The 18,859-nt window shown below is 70.8% G+C and carries 18 protein-coding genes; 3 read left to right on the plus strand and 15 right to left on the minus strand.

All coding sequences use genetic code 11. From position 1 onward, the window contains the following. Positions 1-10 precede the first annotated feature (10 nt). The 3 genes from ACIO6U_RS15640 to ACIO6U_RS15650 all read right to left on the minus strand — a co-directional run bounded on the left by ACIO6U_RS15640 (position 11) and on the right by ACIO6U_RS15650 (position 3,499). Positions 11-964 carry a GNAT family N-acetyltransferase gene (locus ACIO6U_RS15640; protein ID WP_401719278.1) on the minus strand — a complete coding sequence of 318 codons (954 nt, stop codon included), beginning with the start codon at positions 962-964 and terminating at the stop codon, positions 11-13. Positions 965-1,031: 67 nt separating this feature from the next. Continuing rightward, positions 1,032-3,050 (minus strand): M3 family metallopeptidase, encoded by a 2,019-nt coding sequence (locus ACIO6U_RS15645; protein ID WP_401719280.1) that lies wholly within the window; start codon positions 3,048-3,050, stop codon positions 1,032-1,034. Between the two features lie 188 nt (positions 3,051-3,238). After that, positions 3,239-3,499, minus strand: coding sequence for a DUF5302 domain-containing protein (locus tag ACIO6U_RS15650; RefSeq protein ID WP_355342836.1), 261 nt, complete (start codon positions 3,497-3,499; stop codon positions 3,239-3,241). 102 nt (positions 3,500-3,601) lie between these two features. Between ACIO6U_RS15650 and ACIO6U_RS15655 the strand changes: the two genes are divergently transcribed. After that, entirely contained in the window at positions 3,602-4,636 is a 1,035-nt protein-coding gene (locus ACIO6U_RS15655) for a trans-acting enoyl reductase family protein (RefSeq protein WP_188279675.1), read from the plus strand. Positions 4,637-4,730: 94 nt separating this feature from the next. Here ACIO6U_RS15655 and ACIO6U_RS15660 read toward each other — a convergent pair whose 3' ends face one another. The 5 genes from ACIO6U_RS15660 to ACIO6U_RS15680 form a co-directional block, all read right to left on the minus strand. Next, positions 4,731-4,928 (minus strand): DUF6126 family protein, encoded by a 198-nt coding sequence (locus ACIO6U_RS15660; protein WP_355342840.1) that lies wholly within the window; start codon positions 4,926-4,928, stop codon positions 4,731-4,733. After that, positions 4,925-5,704, minus strand: coding sequence for a helix-turn-helix domain-containing protein (locus tag ACIO6U_RS15665; protein ID WP_401719285.1), 780 nt, complete (start codon positions 5,702-5,704; stop codon positions 4,925-4,927). Before ACIO6U_RS15665 ends, ACIO6U_RS15660 begins: the two co-directional genes overlap by 4 nt. A 70-nt stretch (positions 5,705-5,774) precedes the next feature. Further along, positions 5,775-6,581, minus strand: a complete 807-nt coding sequence (locus ACIO6U_RS15670) for an SAM-dependent methyltransferase (protein WP_401719288.1) — start codon at positions 6,579-6,581, stop codon at positions 5,775-5,777. A 121-nt stretch (positions 6,582-6,702) separates the two neighbouring features. Continuing rightward, a complete protein-coding gene (locus ACIO6U_RS15675; protein WP_355342882.1) occupies positions 6,703-6,918 on the minus strand; it encodes a DUF397 domain-containing protein in 216 nt (71 codons plus the stop codon). Between the two features lie 105 nt (positions 6,919-7,023). After that, a complete protein-coding gene (locus ACIO6U_RS15680; protein WP_355342885.1) occupies positions 7,024-7,848 on the minus strand; it encodes a helix-turn-helix transcriptional regulator in 825 nt (274 codons plus the stop codon). A 178-nt stretch (positions 7,849-8,026) separates the two neighbouring features. On the opposite strand from ACIO6U_RS15680, the gene ACIO6U_RS15685 reads away from it, so the two are divergent. Continuing rightward, positions 8,027-8,488 (plus strand): ATP-binding protein, encoded by a 462-nt coding sequence (locus ACIO6U_RS15685; RefSeq protein WP_355342846.1) that lies wholly within the window; start codon positions 8,027-8,029, stop codon positions 8,486-8,488. Here the strand turns inward: ACIO6U_RS15685 and ACIO6U_RS15690 are convergent, their stop codons facing one another. Continuing rightward, positions 8,489-9,280 carry a GDSL-type esterase/lipase family protein gene (locus tag ACIO6U_RS15690; RefSeq protein WP_391051426.1) on the minus strand — a complete coding sequence of 264 codons (792 nt, stop codon included), beginning with the start codon at positions 9,278-9,280 and terminating at the stop codon, positions 8,489-8,491. A 213-nt stretch (positions 9,281-9,493) separates the two neighbouring features. Between ACIO6U_RS15690 and ACIO6U_RS15695 the strand changes: the two genes are divergently transcribed. Beyond that, entirely contained in the window at positions 9,494-10,351 is an 858-nt protein-coding gene (locus tag ACIO6U_RS15695) for a tyrosine-protein phosphatase (protein ID WP_391051424.1), read from the plus strand. 62 nt (positions 10,352-10,413) lie between these two features. On the opposite strand, the gene ACIO6U_RS15700 is transcribed toward ACIO6U_RS15695, so the two are convergent. The 6 genes from ACIO6U_RS15700 to shc are packed head-to-tail and all read right to left on the minus strand — an operon-like array spanning position 10,414 to position 18,772. Beyond that, on the minus strand, positions 10,414-11,868 hold the full coding sequence (locus tag ACIO6U_RS15700) for an aspartate aminotransferase family protein (RefSeq protein WP_355342852.1): 1,455 nt from the start codon (positions 11,866-11,868) through the stop codon (positions 10,414-10,416). Beyond that, complete coding sequence (gene dxs, locus ACIO6U_RS15705; protein ID WP_391051421.1) at positions 11,855-13,867, minus strand: 1-deoxy-D-xylulose-5-phosphate synthase; 2,013 nt, start codon at positions 13,865-13,867, stop codon at positions 11,855-11,857. Before dxs ends, ACIO6U_RS15700 begins: the two co-directional genes overlap by 14 nt. A gap of 36 nt (positions 13,868-13,903) precedes the next feature. Further along, a complete protein-coding gene (gene ispG / locus ACIO6U_RS15710; protein WP_391051419.1) occupies positions 13,904-15,097 on the minus strand; it encodes a flavodoxin-dependent (E)-4-hydroxy-3-methylbut-2-enyl-diphosphate synthase in 1,194 nt (397 codons plus the stop codon). 7 nt (positions 15,098-15,104) lie between these two features. Then, positions 15,105-16,133: an adenosyl-hopene transferase HpnH gene (hpnH, locus tag ACIO6U_RS15715; protein WP_355339472.1), complete on the minus strand. Its 1,029-nt coding sequence runs from the start codon at positions 16,131-16,133 to the stop codon at positions 15,105-15,107. Between the two features lie 5 nt (positions 16,134-16,138). Further along, positions 16,139-16,741, minus strand: a complete 603-nt coding sequence (locus ACIO6U_RS15720; protein ID WP_355339469.1) for a 1-hydroxy-2-methyl-2-butenyl 4-diphosphate reductase — start codon at positions 16,739-16,741, stop codon at positions 16,139-16,141. A 3-nt stretch (positions 16,742-16,744) separates the two neighbouring features. Further along, entirely contained in the window at positions 16,745-18,772 is a 2,028-nt protein-coding gene (shc, locus tag ACIO6U_RS15725; RefSeq protein ID WP_355339466.1) for a squalene--hopene cyclase, read from the minus strand. Positions 18,773-18,859: the final 87 nt, after the last annotated feature.

Raw genomic sequence — 18,859 nt, forward strand, 5'->3', positions numbered from 1 at the left:
CCGTTTCGCGTCACTCCCCCGGTTCGCCGCTCCCGCCGCCGGCCAAGGCCCCGCCGCCCGACACGCCCCCGCCGCCGGCCAGCGCCCCGCCGCTCTCCACGCCCCCGTCACCGTCACCGAAGGCCAGCGACACGTGGTCGCGGACCGGCCGGAACCCCAGATGCCGGTACAGCGCGTTGCTGACCGGATTGGCGAGGTCGGCGAAGAGCACGACATCGCGGGCGCCCGCGTCGAGCGCGGCGCGCGAGACGGCCGCGGTGGCGCCGCCCGCGTACCCGTGGCCCCGGTGCGCCAGCGGGGTGTAGACGGCGATCACCCGGACGGTGCCCGACGGGTCCGCCGCGTCGGCGGCCCTCCCGGCCATCGCGACGGGCTCGCCGTCCCGCTCCCACAGGGTGCGTCCGCCGAGCGCGATGGCGTCGTCCATGGCCCGCTCGTCGTCCACGGGCGGCTCGCCGATGTCGACGGTGAAGGCGCGGTGCCAGCGCAGCAGCAGCTCGCGGTCGGCGGGGCCCGCGACCCTGGCGCGGCCGGGCGGCGCGGGCCTGCGCGGGGTGAGGTCCCCGAGCCGGTAGAGCCGCATGGCGCGCTCGACCGTGACCTCGGCGCCGGTCCTCGCGGCCCAGGCCGCGCCGAACGCCTCGGCGCTCTCGCGCTCGCCGCGCACCCCGCCAGGGGCCTCGCCGGGCCAGACCTCGGCCAGCTCAGCGGCCGCGGACGGCGGGCCGCCGGTCAGCAGCGGCGGATGCGGCGGCGTACGGAGGAAGGCCGCGGCGACCGCTGCGCCGGGTTCGGGGCGCCACCAGCCGAACAGCGGCGGCTGCCCGCCGTACGCGTCGAGCCCGCGGCGGCGCAGCGCGGCGGTGACGGTGACCGGCACCGAATTCTCCACCGGGCGCTCCCGCAGGAACGGTCCCGCCTCGGTCTCGAACGCGGTCAGGTCCGCGGTGATCGTCCAGCTCATCGGCCCATGGTGGCCCCGCGCCCGGGCCGCGCGCACGCCGTTTTCCGGCGTCGGCCGCGCGGGGCGGTCACGGCGTCAGCAGCCCCCGGCGCTCCAGCAGCGGCTCGGTGCGCGGCGGCCGGCCGCGGAAGGCGGTGAAGGCCGCCATCGGGTCGACGCTGCCGCCCCTGGAGAGCAGCGCGCGGCGGAAGGTGTCGCCGTTGGCGCGGCGCAGGCCGCCGTTGTCCTCGAACCAGGTGACGGTGTCGGCGTCCAGGACCTCGCTCCAGATGTAGGAGTAGTAGCCCGCGCTGTACTGGCTGGCGAAGATGTGCTGGAAGTACGTGGTCCGGTAGCGCGGCGGGATCGCGGGGTGGGCCAGTCCCGCATTCTTGAGCGCCGCCGCCTCGAACGCCAGCGCGTCGCCGGGGTCGGTGCCCGCGGGCAGGGTGTGCCAGGCCCAGTCGAGCAGGGCGGCGGCGAGGTATTCGACGGTGGTGAAGCCCTGTCCGAACCGGGCGGCGTCCCGCATGCGTTGGACGACGTCGGCGGGCATCGGCTCGCCGGTCTCGTGGTGGACGGCGTAGCGCTCCAGGACCGAGGGCCACAGCGACCACATCTCGTTGACCTGGGAGGGGTATTCGACGAAGTCGCTCGGCACGCTGGTGCCGGAGAAGTACGGGTAGCGGACGGCGGAGAACAGGCCGTGCAGCGCGTGCCCGAACTCGTGGAAGAGCGTGTCGACCTGACTGAACGTCAGCAGCGCGGGCTCGCCCGCCGCGGGCTTGGCGATGTTGTGGTTGTTGACCACCACCGGTCGCTTGCCCAGCAGTTCCGACTGGCTGACCAGGGAATTCATCCAGGCCCCGCCGCGCTTGGACGCGCGGGCGAAGAAGTCGCCGAGGAAGAGGCCGAGGGGGCTGCCGTCGGCGTCGAAGACCTCGAAGACCCGGATGTCGGGGTGGTAGCCGACCAGGTCGGGGCGTTCGGTGACGGTGATGCCGTAGACCTCGTGGGCGGCGTGGAAGACCCCGTCGTGCAGCACCTTGTCGAGCGCGAAGTACGGGCGCAGCGCGGCCTCGTCGATGTCGTGGCGCTCCTTGCGGACCTTCTCCGCGTAGTACGACCAGTCCCACGCCTCGACGGGTCCGCCCGCCAGTTCCGCGAGGGCGTCCGCCTCGCGCTCGGCGTTGGCCAGAGCGGGCGGCACCAGGCGGTCGAGCAGGTCGGTGACGGCCTGCGGGGTGCCCGCGGTGCGGTCGGCGACGACGTACGCGGCGTGGCTGGGGTAGCCGAGCAGCGCGGCGCGTTCGGCCCGCAGGGTGGCGATGGTGACGGCGAGCGGGCCGTTGGTGTCCTGGGCGCGGTTCAGGGACGCGGTGAGCAGGCGGCGGCGCACGTCGCGGTCGTCCAGCGAGCCGAGTTCGAGCTGGTTCGAGAAGTTGCGCAGGCTCAGTACGTAGGAGCCGTCGTGGCCGAGCGCGGTGCCGTTCTCGGCCGCGGCGGCGATCGCGCCCGCGGACAGGCCGGAGAGCTGGGCGGGGTCGTCGAGGACGAGGGCGGCGGCCTTGCTGGCGGCGACGATGTTCTGGCCGAAGGCGGTGGAGGCGGCGGCGATCTCGGCGTTCAGCTCGCGCAGCCGTCGCTGGCCGTCCGCGTCAAGCTCCGCGCCTGAGCGCTGGAAGGCGGTGCGGTAGCGCTCCAGCAGGCGCAGCGACTCGGCGTCGAGGCCGAGGGAGTCGCGGGTGTCGTACAGCGACGTGATCCGGGCGTAGAGGCCGGGGTTGAGGCGGACGGCGTCGCTGTGCGCGGCGAGCAGCGGGCTGATCCGCGACTCGGTCTCCTGCACGGCGGGGGTGATGTGCGCGGACGCCTGGTTGAAGAAGGCGGCACTCACCCGGGCGAGCAGCGCGCCCGAACGCTCCAGCGCGACGAGGGTGTTCTCGAAGGTCGCGGGCTCCGGGTCGGCCGCGATGGCCTCGACCTCCGCGAGGTGCTCCGCCAGGCCCTGCTCGAAGGCGGGCAGGTAGTGCTCGTCCCTGATGTCGGCGAACGGCGGCAGCTCGTACGGCAGCGGACTCGGGCTGAGGAACGGATTCGTCGTCACCCCGTCGACCCTACGCGGCGCCCTGCCCGCCGTCAGGCCGTGACGAGCGCTCGCGCGGATCGTGAAAAGCGCCCGCACAGGTCACTGACCTGTGCGGGCGCCGATGTGATGCCGGTACGACGGTGGGACGGTGATGTGCTGCCGGTACGGCGGTGGGACTGCGGTGCCGTGCGGCTACGGTCCCGGTGTCAGCCGCCACTCTTGCGACGGAATTCCCGCTGTCCTCCGGCCTTGCCGTGCGCGCCATGGATCTTGGACTGGTTGTTGCCGCCCGAGGCGGATCCCTTGCGCGCGCTCTGCTTGCGCTCCAGTGCCTCGCGGAACTTCCGCTTCACCTCGTCCTCGTCCGGCGCCTGCGCCTCGGCGTCCGAATCGGTCTCCGGTTCCGCCGCGGCGTCCTGCGGTGCTGCTTCAGCGGCCACGGTGGCCTCCTGCTCTTGGTCGGTCATGCCACCAGAGTCGCATGCCGGACGGCGTCGGCCCACCCGATATCGCCGGGGCACACGGCGCGTGTACGGTTCCGTTCACCACTTCCGGGGAGGATCAGACTGATGACCTGGCTGTTGTACGGCGCCACCGGCTACACCGGCCGCTTGATCGCCCGCCGCGCCGCAGCACTGGGACAGCGCCCTGTGCTGGCCGGTCGCAACGCCGCGAAACTGGTGCCGCTGGCCGCCGAACTGGGCCTGGAACACCGGGTGTTCGGTCTCGGTGACCCGGCCGCGATACGCCATGGACTGGACGGCGTGGAGACGGTGGCGCACTGCGCGGGCCCCTTCGCGCGCACCGCGCTGCCGATGGCGACGGCCTGTCTCGACTCCGGTACCCACTATGTGGACATCACCGGTGAGATCGATGTCTTCGAGTCGCTGCACGCGCTCGACGCGCGCGCGGAGAAGGCCGGGATCACCCTGCTGCCCGGCGCGGGCTTCGACGTGGTGCCGACCGACTGCGTCGCCGCGCTGCTCGCCGCCCGGCTGCCGGACGCGACCCAGCTCGACCTCGCCTTCCTGATCGGCGGCGGGGCGAGTCCCGGTACCGCGCGGACCGCGCTCGAAGGCATGGGCGTGGGCGGCAGGATCCGTACCGGCGGCGAGATCCGTACGGTGCCGGTCGGCTCCCGACAGGTGCAGGCCGCCTTCCCTTCCGGCACCCGCAAGGTCGTGTCGATCCCGTGGGGCGATGTCAGCACCGCCTACTACTCGACGGGCATTCCCGACGTGACCACGTACACCTATGTGCCCGTGCCGACGCCCGCGCTCGCCGCGAGCAGGCTGCTGCGGGTCGGGCCGCTGCGCGGGGCGCTGGCGGGCGTGGTCGGCAAGCTGGTGCGCGGTCCCGGCGAGCGCGCCCTGAGCGGGAGCCGCAGCGAGGTGTGGGGCCGCGCCCGCGACGCGGCGGGCAACACGGTGACGGCGACCCTCACCGGCCCCGGCCCGTACGGTATGACGGCCGATTCCGTGCTGCGGATCATCGGGCGGCTGCCGGGGCTGCCGACCGGCTTCCAGACGCCGTCGCTGGCGCTGGGCGCGGACTACGCGGGCACGCTGGACGGGGTGACGGTCACGGTGGAGGCGCTGGGCTGAGCGCGGCGCCGGGCGCGGTGTCCTGACGCGGCGCGGTGTCCTGACGCGGCGCGGTGTCCTCACACGGCGGGCGGTCCCACCCCGCAGGGGCCGCTCAGCCGCGGTTGCCGACCAGGAACAGCAGCCAGATGAAGAAGGCCAGGGCGTGGGCGACCACGACGTAGACCAGGACGCGCAGGACGACGCCGCGTTCCTTGCGCTTCTCGCTGCCGTTGGTGGTGCCGACCACGAGCGAGCGGGGCGGGGGCACCTGCTCGGGGGTCGGGGCGGGTGCCGGGTTCTGGCCGCTCATCGCCGGGCTCCTCTGGTCTCGTCGCCCCGGGCGCGTGCGCGGGGCTGATCCGTACGGTCCTGGTGGGCGCCGCGCGTGGGGTCGGCGCGGCCGGTACCGGTGCGCGGGGCGTCGGCGGGCGCGGAGCCCGCGGCGGCGTCCTGCGGGCTGACGCACAGGGCGGAGGTCTCGCTCTGCATGAGGGTGTGGACGAACAGCAGGTCCACTCCCCCGGCGTCCGCCGCCTCCAGCCGGTGCGGCACCAGCGAGTCGAAGTGCGCGGAATCCCCCGCACCCAGGGTGTGGCCGCGGTCGCCGAGGCTGAGCAGCAGCGTGCCCCCGGTCACGTACAGCCACTCCTCGCCGGGGTGGACGCGGACGAGCGCGCGCTGGGCACCCGAGGGTATGTGCACGCGCAGCGCCTGCATCGCGCGGCCGGTGCCGCCCGCCCGCCAGTACGTCCAGCCGCCCGCGGGCACGGCCGTCATACGGTCGCCGCGTACGATGGGATCCGGCTCGGCCTCCGTCTCGCCCAGCAGGTCGGAGACGGTGGTGCCGTAGAGCCGGGCCAGGCCGAGCAGGACCGGCAGCGAGGGCTGGCGCAGGCCGGACTCCAGCCGGGACAGATGGGCCGCGGACAGCTCAAGCCGTCGGGCGGCGGTCTCCAGGGTGAGGCCGCTGGCGCGTCGCCGGTCCCGCAGGCGGGGCGCGAGGACGAGATGGTCCGTGGACAGCGCACCCGGGGGTGGCGCACTGTCCACGGAGTCGAGGATGTCCGTGCCGTGGGTGGCGTCCATGTCTTCCATGGAACAGCACGGCTTGCCTCTCAGGCAAACGAGTTACCTCAGAGGCAAAAACCCGCGGTGATCAGCGCTTGCGGCCGATGCCCCCGTAGACCCCGATCTTGCGCAGCTCGGCGGCCTTGAGCTCCGGGCCCTCCGGGTGCCAGAGCGGGACCTGGACCAGACCGGGCTCGATCAGGTCGTACCCGTCGAAGAAGGCGAGCACGTCGGCGTGGCTGCGGGCGGTCAGCGAGGCGGTGGCCTTCTTGTAGACCTCCATCACCTCGGGCGCCACGTCGGTGTGGAAGTCCGCGGTGGCGTGCGAGAGCACCAGGTAGCTGCCGGCCGGCAGCGCCTCGCGCAGCGTGCCGAGCATGCCCGCCGGGTCCTCGGCGTCGGTGACGAAGTGCAGCACCGACACCAGCAGCAGCGCGACCGGCTCGTCGAAGTCGATCAGCTCGCTGATGGTGGGGTGCTCCAGGATCGTGCGCGGATCGCGCATGTCCCCGAGGAAGAAGCCGGTGTTGCCGGTGCCGATCAGCCGCGCCCCGGCGTGGGTGGCCACGATCGGGTCGTTGTCGATGTAGGCGATCCGGACGTCGGGCGAGACCGAGTGCGCGACCTCGTGGGTGTTCGGCGAGGTGGGTATGCCGGTGCCGATGTCGATGATCTGCCGGATTCCGCCCTCCACCAGGTGGCGGACGGCTCTGCTCAGGAACGCGCGGTTGGCGCGGGCGCCCAGGACCACGTCCGGGGCGACGTCGAGGACACGCTGAGCGGCTTCCCGGTCCACCTCGTAGTTGTCCCAACCACCGAGGAAGTAGTCGTACATACGGGCCGGATGCGGTTTGCTGGTGTCTATCTCGTCGACGGGGAATCCCTGGTCGGTCACGCCGTCCTCCGCTTCCTTCGCTTCTGCTGTGCCGCTGTGCTCTGTGCGTCATACGTGGTGCGTCCCGCGTCGGACGCGGCGCTTCGCGCGTGGGTGACACGCGGTCCTTCGTGCGTGGTGCTCATCCGAGGAGGAAATCCGCTTCGCCGGCCTTGGCGCCCTGGATGAAGGTGGTGATCTCGTGATTGGTGTAGATCAGCGCCGGACCGTCGGGGTCGGTCGACTGGCGCAGCGCCACCCGTCCGTCGTTCAGCCGTTTCGCTTCCACGCAGGAGCCGCCGTTGCCGCCGCTCCAGGGTTTGCGCCACCCGTCGGGACCGAGTTCGGTGGCGGGCATTCCGTTGTAGATGCCGTCGTGATGTCTGCCGTGGGCGGCGTCGTGCACGGTGTCGTAGATGTCGCCGTACCCGTACACGCCGTCGTTGCTGACGCGATCCATGGTTCAGATCTCCTTGCGCATGCCATCGAGGATGGCCTTGGTGCTCTGTGCCGGCGCGGCCTGCGCGCACATCCGGTCGAGTGCCTCCAGGAAGGTGGACACGTCGTCCCGCTCGTCGAAGTAGACGCCGCCCACCAGGCTCTCCGCGTAGGCGATGTCCGGGATCTCCTGGAGCTGGAACCGGAAGATGTGGAAGGGCCCGTACATGGCGGGGTGCGGGCCGGAGGCGAACGGGATGACCTGGAGGCGCACGTTCGGCAGCTCGGTCGCCTCGGCGAGGGCGTCGATCTGCTCGCGCATCACCCGCCGGCCGCCGATGGGGCGGCGCAGCACGGTCTCGTCCATGACGACCCACAGCAGCGGGGCCTCGTGCTTGCGGACCAGCGTCTGGCGCTCGACGCGCAGTTCGACCAGGCGGTCTATCTCCTCGGCCGCCGCGTGCGGCATCCCCGCGCGCAGTACGGCGCGCGCGTACGCGGGGGTCTGGAGCAGGCCGGGCACGTAGTGCGGCTCGTAGGCGCGGATGACGGTGGCCTCGCCCTCCAGGCTGACGAAGGCGCTGAACCAGTCCGGCAGGACGTCGCGGAAGCTGTGCCACCAGCCGGGCCGGTTGGCCTCGCGGGCCAGGGCCAGGAAGCCGCCGATCTCCTCGGGAGTGGTGATTCCGTAGGTGATCAGGAGTTTTTCGACATAGGGGATCTTCAGCCCGACTTCGGCCTTTTCCATCCGCCGGATCGTGGCGTGGGTGACGTCGAGGGCCTGCCCGGCCTGTTCGAAGCTGAGCCCGGCCCGCTCGCGGAGGTCCTGGAGTCGCTTGCCGAGCACCATGCGCAGGACGGTCGGAGCGCCGCCCGGCCGCGGGTCCATCACGTGGCTCAACCCCCAACTCCCTTGACTGATAAGCAGTGTGGCATGTCGTCAGCGTCAGCGACAGCGTGTTCTGTTGAATTTGCAAATTACAGAACGGACCTTGCCATGTGTCCGGCACGAGCCCCATAGTTACGGAGTGGTTCCTTCACCCAACGCTCTCCGACGCGAGCGCCATGACACCGGTGGCGGCTGTGGCCGCCACGACGTCTTTCGGCTGCCCGCGCAGAGCGCTTCGGTGGCCGACGCCCGGGGCCGGATACGCGACCGGCTGAGCGAGTGGAACGTGTGCCCCGAACTGGTGGACGACGCGAGCCTGGTGGTGACCGAACTGTTCACCAACGCGGTGCGGCACACCGACAGCGAGAAGATCACCTGCGTCGTGCACCAGCGCGGCGCGGTGATACGGCTGGAAGTGACCGACCAGGGCCGGGGCTCCAGCAGGCCCGAACCGTGCGACGCGGGCGCGGACGAGGAGGGCGGTCGCGGACTGCTCCTGGTGAGCGTGCTGGCGACGGCCTGGGGATCGGAACCCGCGGAAGACGGGACAGGGCGCGTGGTGTGGGCCGAACTGGCCGTACACCCCGCGCCCTCGTGTTAGCTACAGCGGCAGCAGATCGGGCCGCTTCGGCTCGACGTCGTCGCCGGAGGACTCCCCGCGCAGCCGCCGTCCGATCCACGGCACCAGATACTCCCTGGCCCACTGGATGTTGTCCTTGCGCACCGCGGAGGCCGGCCGCTGGGACAGCGGCGGCCACGCCTGGTCGGGGTCGGCGGGCACGTCGAGGCCGAGCACCTGCGCGGCGCGCAGCGCGACCCTGGTGTGCCCCTCGGGCGACAGGTGGAGCCGGTCGTCGCTCCAGGCCCTGCGGTCCTGCACCGAACGCAGCGACCACAGGTCGAGCACCGGACAGTCGTAGCGGTCGGCGATGGACCTGACATGCGCGGTGTACGTGGCGATCTTGCCGCGCAGGTGCCGCAGCACGGGTACGTCGCGGGTGTCGAAGCCCGTACAGACCAGCACCGTGCCGACGGCGCCGCTGAGATCGGCGACGGCGGCCTCGAAGCGCTCGGCGATGGCGTCGGGGTCACCGCCGGGGCGCAGGATGTCGTTGCCCCCGGCGCAGAAGGTCACCAGGTCGGGAGCGAGTTCCTTGGCGCGCGGCACCTGCGCGGCCACGATCTGGTCGAGCAGCCGGCCGCGGACCGCGAGATTGGCGTAGCGGAAGGTGTGTTCCTCGCGCCGGTCGGCGAGGAGTACGGCCAGGCGGTCGGCCCAGCCCACGTACATACCGTCAGGACCGGGGTCGCCGACGCCTTCGGTGAAGCTGTCCCCCACCGCGGTGTACGACCCGATCGCACCGTTGTCGTCTGTTTGCGAATCGTCAGCCACATCGGACCATCTTTCTCCTCCGGGTGTGACTTACGCGACCGTAAGGAGGGGTTGACGCGACGTGATTCATCCCACCAGGTCAAAGCCGCCAGGAAGGAATACGCCGCCGGGTGAGGCGCACCGGACACATACCGTTCGGTACGTGGTGTTCCGCGCTGCCGTATCGTCGGCAGTGCCCCAGGTCGCGACGTATGAGAGGTAGGAGGATCACCGGTGACGCAGGAATTGCCGCGGACCGACCCGACCGGATCCGAGCCGATAGCCGAGGCGCTGTCAGAGCCCGAACTGACCGGTGTGCGGAATTTCCGGGACGTCGGGGGTCTGCCCACGACGGACGGGCGCCGGGTACGGCCGGGCGTGCTGTTCCGCAGCGGTCACCTCGCGCACGCCGACGCCGACGCCATCGCGTTCCTCACCGGGCTCGGCCTGCACACGATCTTCGACTTCCGCAACCGGGACGACATCCGCGTCGAGGGCCCGGACGTCGACCTGCCGGGCACCGTCAATGTGAACCTCCCGCTCAGCGACCCGGCGAACAACAACAACGCCGGCTTCTGGCACACCGTCCGCAACGGCGACCTGGCCGCGCTGGAGGAGGTGCTGGGCGAGGGGCGCGCCGCGGAGCGGATGGCGCAGTCCTACCGCACGCTGATCCGCGAGCGCACCGCGGAGCACGCCCGGATGCTCGAACTGCTCACCGAGCCCGCCGACCCGGCCGTCCCCGCGCTGCTGCACTGCGCCGCGGGCAAGGACCGCGCGGGTACGTCGATCGCGATCATCCTGCTGGCGCTGGGCGTCGAGCGCGCCGCCATCGAGGCGGACTACCTGGAGAGCAACGCGCCGCACCGCCGCTACCGGGTGCGCCGCGGCGACGGCAGCACCGGCTCCGAGATCGACCCGGCGGTGATGGCGCTGCTCGACCCGCTCTTCGAGGCGCGGGCGGAGTACCTGCGGGCCGCCTTCGAGACCATCGACGAGGAGTGGGGCTCGGTCGACCGCTATCTGGAGGAGGGCCTGGGCCTGACGAAGGAGCGGCGCGAGCGGCTGCGGGACGTGCTGCTGACGGACTGAGAGATCTCCGGGGGCCCGTACGCGCGGCGTACGGGCCCCCGTCCGTGTCCCGGCGGTGCGCCTCAGCGGTTGGCGACCGCCTGCTTGACCAGCGTGCGGCCGAAGTCCCACATCAGGCCGCCCCCGCCGTGCGCGTCGTCCATGACGGCGGTGAAGGCCGTCACGAAGCGGTCGACGTCCGCCTCGTTCACGACCAGCGGCGGGATCAGCTTGATGACCTCGACGTGGTCGCCGGAGACCTGGGTGAGGATGTGGTGCCGCTGGAGCAGCGGCACCACGACCATCTGCGCGAAGAGCCCCTTGCGGGCGGCCTGGAGCATCGTCCAACGGCTGCGCAGGCCGAGCGACTTGGGGCGGCCGAATTCGATGCCGACCATCAGGCCGCGACCGCGGACGTCCTTCAGGAACTCGTACTGGTCGGTGAGCGCGGCCAGCCGGGTACGCAGCAGGTCGCCCATCAGCCGGGAGTTCTCGACCAGCCGCTCGTCCTCCACCACCGACAGCGTGGCCAGTCCCGCCGCCATCGCCTGGGCGTTGGACCCGAAGCTGGCGGAGTGCACCAGGACCCGGTCCATGGAGGAGTAGACCTTCTTGAAGATCCAGTCCTTGCCGAGCGTGGCGCCGACCGGCACGTATCCGCCGGAGAGCGTCTTGGCGACGGTCAGCAGGTCGGGCTCGACGCCCTCCTCCTGCTGGTAGGCGTAGAAGGTGCCGGTGCGGCCGATGCCGGTCTGCACCTCGTCGCAGATGAGCAGCGCCTTGTGCTTGTGCAGCAACTCCTGGGCGGCGCGCAGGTATCCGGGCGGCGGGATGTAGACGCCGTGGCCCTGGATCGGCTCGATGATCATCGCGGCCACGTCGCCGCGCTTCAACTCCCGCGCGAGCGCTTCGAGATCGCCCACCTCGATCGGGGTGTCGGGCAGCAGCGGTGCGAAGCCGTCCTGGAATCCGGCCTCGCCGTTGACGGACAGCGACCCGGTGGTCAGCCCGTGGAAGGAGTGCTTGCAGTACAGGACGCGCGTCTTGCCGGTGGCGTACCGGGCGAATTTCAGCGCGGTCTCGACGGCCTCGGTGCCGCTGTTGCCGAAGAACACCCGGTCCAGGTGCGGCGAGTGGGCGAGCAGCTTCTCGGCGAGCAGGCCGGGCAGCGGCTGGCAGTCGAAGCGGGTCAGGTCGGCGAGCCCCGCGTCGAGCACGTCGTGCAGCGCCTTGCGGACCACCGGGTGGTGGCGTCCGACGCCCATCACGCCGAATCCAGCGAGCATGTCCAGGTAGTCGTTGCCGTCGGCGTCCCAGAAGTGCGCGCCCTCGGCCCGCTCGTAGACCTTGTCGAAGCCGATGGTGTGCAGCATCCGCGGAAGCTGGTGGTTCAGGTGCTTGGCGTGCAGGTCGTAGCGCTCGCCGCCGCGCTCGGCGAGCAGCGTCGCCAGGTCGAACCCCTTGGCCGGGCCGGGCACTTCGCCGCCGCCGGCCTGCGGGGCGGGCCCTTCGCCCACGCTGCTCTCAGACGATGTCATCGCTCACCTGCTCCTTGCGTACGTGAATGGGTACGGCCTCCCGCGCGGTGTCGTCCGCGGCCCCGGCCGGTTCCCCGACCGTCACCGTACGCGCGCCGCCGTTCCGGGTGTCGGTACGGGTGTCGATACGGGTCAGGGCCGCGCCGATCCGGCCCGCGATCTCGGCGGGGGTCAGTCCGATGTCGGCCAGCACCTCGGCGCGCTTGGCGTGCGCGAGGAACTGCTGCGGGATGCCGAAGTCGCGCAGCGGCACGTCCACGCCCGCGTCGCGGAGCGCCTGCGCGACGGTCGAACCGACGCCGCCCGCGCGGCCGTTGTCCTCCACGACGGCCACCATGCGGTGGCGCGCGGCCAGTTCGGGCAGCGCCGGGTCGACCGGCTTGACCCAGCGCGGGTCGACGACGGTGACGCCGATACCGCGGCCGGCCAGCAGTTCCGCGACCGACAGGCAGGTGGCGCCGAGCGCGCCGACCGAGACCAGCAGCACATCGGACGTCTCGCCCTCGGACGGCCGGTGCAGCACGTCCATGCCGCCGACCCGGTCGACGGCGGGCAGCGGCTCGCCGACGGTCTCCTTCGGGAAGCGGATCACGGTGGGCGCGTCGTCCACGTCGAGGGCTTCGCGCAGTTGGGCCCGCAGTTGGTCGGCGTCGCGCGGCGCGGCGATCCGCAGCCCCGGCACGACCTGGAGGATCGACATGTCCCACATGCCGTTGTGCGAGGCGCCGTCGACCCCGGTCACCCCGGCCCGGTCCAGGACGAAGGTGACTCCGCACTTGTGCAGCGCCACGTCCATCAGGACCTGGTCGAAGGCGCGGTTGAGGAAGGTCGCGTAGACCGCGACCACCGGGTGCAGTCCGCCGGTGGCCAGACCCGCGGCCGAGGTCGCGGCGTGCTGTTCGGCGATGCCGACGTCGTAGACCCGGTGCGGATACGCCTTCGCGAAGGCTTCGAGTCCGACCGGTTGCAGCATGGCCGCGGTGATCGCCACGACGTCGGGCCGCTCGGCGCCGACCCGGACCATCTCCTTGCCGAAGACGGAGGTCCACGACGGGCCGCCGACCGGGGCGAGCGGGCGGCCGGTGAGCGGGTTGATCGCGCCGACGGTGTGGAAGCGGTCCGCCTCGTCCTGCTCGGCGGCCGGGTAGCCGCGGCCCTTCTCGGTGAGGCAGTGCACCAGCACCGGGCCGCTGAACCGCTTGGCGCGGCGCAGCGCGGTCTCGACGGCGGCGATGTCGTGGCCGTCGATCGGGCCGACGTACTTCAGGCCCAGGTCCTCGAACATGCCCTGCGGGGCGAAGGAGTCCTTGAAGCCCTTCTTCGCGCCGTGCAGCGACTCGTAGAGCGGCTGCCCGATGACCGGGGTCTGCTGGAGGACGCTCTTGCCCCAGGACAGGAAGCGTTCGTAGCCGTCGGTGGTGCGCAGCGTGGTGAGGTGGTTGGCCAGACCGCCGATGGTCGGGGCGTACGACCGCTCGTTGTCGTTGACGACGATGATCAGCGGGCGGTCCCGGCCCGCGGCGATGTTGTTCAGCGCCTCCCAGGCCATGCCGCCGGTGAGCGCGCCGTCGCCGATGACGGCGACCACATGGTCGTCGCCGCCCTTGACCTGGTTGGCCTTGGCGAGGCCGTCGGCCCAGCCGAGGACGGTGGAGGCGTGGCTGTTCTCGATCACGTCGTGCTCGGACTCGGCGCGGCAGGGGTAGCCGGACAGGCCGCCCTTGCTGCGCAGTTTGGAGAAGTCCTGGCGGCCGGTGAGCAGTTTGTGGACGTAGGACTGGTGGCCGGTGTCCCACAGGATCCGGTCGGCGGGCGAGTCGAAGACGCGGTGGAGCGCGATCGTCAGCTCCACCACCCCCAGATTCGGTCCCAGGTGGCCGCCGGTCCTGGCCACGGCCTGGACCAGGAACTGCCGGATGTCGGCGGCCAGTTCGTCGAGCCGGCCTTCGGGCAGTGCCTTCAGGTCGCGCGGGCTTCGGATGTTCTCCAGCATCGACATAAGTGGACCTCGTTCCCCCTGCCGGGATTGCTATGTTCAGCCGACCGTTCCCGCGACGGCTTGGCCGCCGACGGTCACGGAGGGTTCACCCGACGTGGTGCCGTCGGCCTCCATCTGCTCGGCGAGTTTCATCGCCTCTTCGATCAGCGTCTCGACGATCTTCGACTCCGGCACGGTCTTGATGACCTCACCCTTGACGAAGATCTGACCCTTGCCATTGCCCGACGCGACACCGAGGTCGGCCTCACGGGCCTCACCCGGACCGTTGACGACACAGCCCATCACCGCGACCCGCAGCGGGACCTCCATACCGTCAAGACCCGCCGACACCTGGTCCGCCAGCTTGTACACATCCACCTGCGCACGCCCGCACGACGGACACGACACGATCTCCAGCCGCCGCTGCCGCAGATTCAACGACTCCAGAATCTGGATACCGACCTTGACCTCCTCCGCCGGAGGAGCCGACAGCGACACCCGGATCGTGTCCCCGATACCCTCCGACAGCAGAGCGCCGAACGCCACAGCGGACTTGATCGTGCCCTGGAACGCCGGACCCGCCTCCGTCACACCCAGGTGCAGCGGATAGTCCGACTGGGCGGCCAGCAGCCGGTAGGCGTTGACCATCACGACCGGGTCGTTGTGCTTCACCGAGATCTTGATGTCCCGGAAGCCGTGCTCCTCGAACAGCGACGCCTCCCACAGCGCGGACTCCACCAGCGCCTCGGGCGTCGCCTTCCCGTACTTCCTCAGCAGCCGCGCGTCCAGCGACCCCGCGTTCACACCGATCCGGATCGGCGTCCCCGCGTCCGAAGCCGCCCGCGCGATCTCCTTCACCTTGTCGTCGAACTGCTTGATGTTCCCCGGATTCACCCGAACCGCCGCACACCCGGCATCGATCGCCGCGAACACGTACTTCGGCTGAAAATGAATGTCCGCGATCACCGGAATCTGCGACTTCTTCGCGATCGTCGCCAACGCGTCGGCGTCATCCTGCGTCGGACACGCCACCCGCACGATCTGACAGCCCGAAGCCGTCAGCTCCGCGATCTGCTGAAGAGTGGCACCGATGTCAGAGGTACGGGTCGTCGTCATCGACTGGACGGAAACAGGCGCGTCCCCGCCCACCGGGACCGACCCGACCTGGATACGACGCGAAACACGACGCGTCGCCAGAGGCCGGGCCGGCAGGGAGGGCAGGCCGAGCGCGACCGGCTCGACTGCTGTCATCGTCAGGTCACTTCGCCCTGTTGGAGGCGACCGTCTCACGGGCGGCGCGGATGGACTCCTTCAGGGAGCCCATGGTGGCCATGACGGCCGTGGGCTCGTAACCGCAGTGCGCCATGCAGTTGTCGCACCGGTCGTCCTTGCCCCGGCCGTACTTGTCCCAGTCCGTCTCGTCCAGGAGCTTCTGGTACGTGGCCACGTACCCGTCGGCCATCAGGTAGCAGGGGCGCTGCCAGCCGAAGAGCGAGTAGTTGGGGATCGCCCACGCGGTGCAGGGGAAGTCCGCCTTGCCCTCCAGGAAGTCCAGGAAGAGCGGGCTGTGGTTGAGCCGCCACTTGCGCCGGTTGCCGTCGTCGAACGCCTTCTTGAACAGCTCACGGGTCTGCGTCACGCCCAGGAAGTGGTCCTGGTCGGGCGCCTTCTCGTAGGCGTACGCGGGAGACAGCATCATCTCCTCGACCTTCAGATCGTCATTGAGGTAGTTCATCACCTCGATGATCGTCTGCGGCGTGTCGGTGTTGAAGAAAGTCGAGTTCGTGGTGACCCGGAAACCGCGGCGCTGGGCTTCCTTGATCGCGGCCACGGCCTCGTCGAAGGTGCCTTCCTTGGCCACGGACTCGTCGTGCCGCTCGCGCATACCGTCAATGTGAACGGTAAAGGCAAAGTAAGGAGAAGGTGTGAACTTCTCGATTTTCTTGCGCAGCAGAAGGGCATTGGTGCAGAGGAAGACGTACTTCTTCTTCGCGACGAGTTGCCGGACGATCTCGTCGATCTGGGGGTGCATCAGCGGCTCACCACCCGCGATGGACACCATCGGCGCGCCCGACTCCAGCACCGCGCCGACGGCCTGGGCCACCGGCATGCGCTGCTTCAGCACGTTGGCGGGGTGCTGGATCTTGCCGCAGCCCTCACATTTGAGGTTGCAGGCGAAGAGCGGTTCGAGCTCGACGATGAGCGGGAACTTTTCGCGGCGCCTGACCATTTTCTGTTCGAAGAGGTACGACGCGACACGGATGGTCTGACGGAGCGGCATAGCCATCTAGCTCACCTCCAGGGGAGCACGGTAGTGCGGTGCCAATCAAGAAAGGCAGGAACAAGATCTCTGAGCACCCGGAATGCGATGATCCCGGTGCGAAGCGTTCCGACACGTACGAGTTCGAACTCGGGCGTGTCGACGACGACTCGGGCCGCCGCGATGTGGCGCGCGCCTTCGGCGAGCGCGGCGCGTCGCATCGCGGCCGATTCCATGTCCACGGCGATGGCACCGGTCGCCGCCAGTGCGGTGCGCTCGGCGCCCCGCACGACATGGTCGGATTCTGCGAGGGGGCCGGTGTGCACGGTGTGACCGGCCGCCTTGAGCGCGGCGGCGAGCGCCTCGCTCTCGTGGCCGTCCTCGGCGACCACGACGTCACCGGGGCGCATGCCGGGCGCGAGCCCGGCACAGAAGCCCGTGGTGAGGACGGCCGAGCCGCGCAGCTCCGGTTGGTGCAGGGCCTCACGGACCACCCGGTCGGCGGCCGTGGGTCCCATGCCGGTCCTGAGCACGGTGACCCTTTCGGCGGCGTTCCGGGCCGCTCCCCTGCGCAGCGCGACCTTCTCGATGCGCAGGGCGCACACCACCAGCAGCGGCGGTCCTGTATGGCCCACGAACTAGGCCCCCTTTCCAGCGGCGGTTCCGGTGGTGACGGCCGGGGCACCCGCGGTACCGAACGGCTCGTCGCGTACGTATCGCCCGAGGGCGGTCAGCGGGAAGACCATGCGGTAGAGGTGGTAGTTGATCGAGAAGTCGCGGGGGAAGCCCGTACCGGTGAAGTACGGCTCGTCCCACGACCCGTCGGGGAGCTGGGTGTCGGTCAGCCAGCGCACCCCGCGCGCGACCGCGTCACCGTCCCGTTCGCCCGCCGCCAGCAGCGCCATCAGGGCCCACGCGGTCTGCGAGGCGGTGGAGGCACCGCGGCCCACCCATTCCCGGTCGGAGTAGGAGCGCAGGTCCTCGCCCCAGCCACCGTCGTTGTTCTGCACCGATTCCAGCCAGCTCACCGCCTTGCGGATCGCCGGGTGGCTCGACGGCAGACCGGCCGAGGCCAGCGCGGGGACGGCGGACCCCGTGCCGTAGATGTAATTGACCCCCCAACGGCCGAACCAGGCGCCGTTGTCCTCCTGTTCCGCCAGCAGCCACTCGATGCCGCGGCGGGCGTGCTCGTCGTGCTCGAGACCGAGCGCGGCGAGCATCTCCACCACGTGCGCCGTGACGTCGGCCGACGGCGGGTCGATGACCTCGCCGAAGTCGCAGAAGGGCAGCCGGTTCGGGAACCGGCTGGTGTTGTCGGCGTCGAAGGCGCCCCACGCGCCGTTCCGCGACTGCATCCCGACGTTCCAGCGCACGGCCTTCTCCACCGCGGAGTCGACGCGCGCCCGGTCCGGGTGGTCGATCCTGCGCAGGGCGAGGACGACCTCGGCGGTGTCGTCGATGTCGGGGTAGATGTCGTTGTGGAATTCGAACGCCCAGCCGCCCGGGGCGAGCTGGGGCCGCTGCACGGACCAGTCGCCCGGCCGGGTGATCTGCTCGCCGAGCATCCATTCGGCCGACTTGACCAGCGCCGGGTCGTCCGCGGGGACGCCCGCGTCGGCGAGCGCGATGGCGGCGAGGCAGGTGTCCCAGACCGGGGACTGGCACGCCTCGATCATCCGGACGCCCTCTTCCGGCCATACGGCGAAACGATCCAGCGAGTCGAGACCGGCCTTGACCACCGGGTGGTCGAGCTCGTAGCCCAGCAGGTGCAGGGCGATCACGGAGTAGACGGCGGGTGGCTGGATTCCTCCCCAGCAGCCGTCGGCCTCCTGACGCTCGATGATCCAGCGGGCACAGGCGTGCATGGCGCTGCGCCGCACCATGCGCGGGCTGAAGCGGCGGTAGACGTGCAGCACCTGGTCGAGCCGCTCGAAGACGCCGTCCCAGGTCCTGATAGAGGCTCTGCGCCGCTTGGGGTTGGGCTGTTTGGGGTTGATGTGCAGCTCGTCGATGCCGAACGGCGCCGGGCGGACCGGGCGGTGGGCTCCGACGACGGTGAGCGGCACGATGGTCTGCCGCGCCCAGCAGCCGAACGAGTAGATGTTCAGCGGCATCCACTTGGGCAGGTAGATGATCTCGGGCGGCAGTTCCGGGAGGTCGTCCCAGCTCCACCAGCCGAACAGGGCCAGCCAGATGCGGGTGAAGACCCGGCTGGCCGCCACTCCCCCTTCGCCGCGCGACCATTTGGCGGCGAGTGCCATGTGCGCCTCGTCCGGGGAGTCCCCGGCGAGTCGCAGCGCGACATACGCCTCGATGGTGGCCGACACGTCGCCCGGCCCGCCGTGAAAGGTGGGCCAGGCGCCGTCCTCACGCTGCTGCGAGCGGATCCACCGGGCGGAGGCCGCGGTGGTCTGCTCGTCCTGGATACCCAGGAACTGTCGGAGCAACAGGTCCTCGGCGTCCATCGTCACGTTCGTTTCGAGGTCGCCCTTCCACCATCCGTCGGGGTGCTGCCGTGCCAGAAGGTGGTCTGCGGCGCGCTGCACGGCACGCTGCGCCGCCGCCTCGGTGCCGTCGGCTGGAACAGGGTCCGGCTCCGAGGTGCTGCTGGCCGAAGGTGTCCGGTGGGTTGGCGTCCCTGGACTGCCATCGGTCGTCGCTGTCATGGCTTCCCCTTTGCAGTTGAGACTATCTGCGGTGTTGGGGCGGCCGTCGGCCGTCACATAAGAGGGACCGGCGACGTTAGCGCTCCA

The organism is Streptomyces sp. NPDC087422 (genome assembly GCF_044744145.1).
Classification (GTDB): domain Bacteria; phylum Actinomycetota; class Actinomycetes; order Streptomycetales; family Streptomycetaceae; genus Actinacidiphila.

Coding starts and splice junctions, on each gene's coding strand:
- ACIO6U_RS15640 (WP_401719278.1), bottom strand. CDS start 964: ATGAGCTGGACGATCACCGCGGACCTGACCGCGTTCGAGACCGAGGCG.
- ACIO6U_RS15650 (WP_355342836.1), bottom strand. CDS start 3,499: ATGACCGACCAAGAGCAGGAGGCCACCGTGGCCGCTGAAGCAGCACCG.
- ACIO6U_RS15655 (WP_188279675.1), top strand. CDS start 3,602: ATGACCTGGCTGTTGTACGGCGCCACCGGCTACACCGGCCGCTTGATC.
- ACIO6U_RS15660 (WP_355342840.1), bottom strand. CDS start 4,928: ATGAGCGGCCAGAACCCGGCACCCGCCCCGACCCCCGAGCAGGTGCCC.
- ACIO6U_RS15665 (WP_401719285.1), bottom strand. CDS start 5,704: ATGGACGCCACCCACGGCACGGACATCCTCGACTCCGTGGACAGTGCG.
- ACIO6U_RS15675 (WP_355342882.1), bottom strand. CDS start 6,918: ATGCCCGCCACCGAACTCGGTCCCGACGGGTGGCGCAAACCCTGGAGC.
- ACIO6U_RS15680 (WP_355342885.1), bottom strand. CDS start 7,848: ATGGTGCTCGGCAAGCGACTCCAGGACCTCCGCGAGCGGGCCGGGCTC.
- ACIO6U_RS15700 (WP_355342852.1), bottom strand. CDS start 11,868: ATGACATCGTCTGAGAGCAGCGTGGGCGAAGGGCCCGCCCCGCAGGCC.
- dxs (WP_391051421.1), bottom strand. CDS start 13,867: ATGTCGATGCTGGAGAACATCCGAAGCCCGCGCGACCTGAAGGCACTG.
- ispG (WP_391051419.1), bottom strand. CDS start 15,097: ATGACAGCAGTCGAGCCGGTCGCGCTCGGCCTGCCCTCCCTGCCGGCC.
- hpnH (WP_355339472.1), bottom strand. CDS start 16,133: ATGGCTATGCCGCTCCGTCAGACCATCCGTGTCGCGTCGTACCTCTTC.
- shc (WP_355339466.1), bottom strand. CDS start 18,772: ATGACAGCGACGACCGATGGCAGTCCAGGGACGCCAACCCACCGGACA.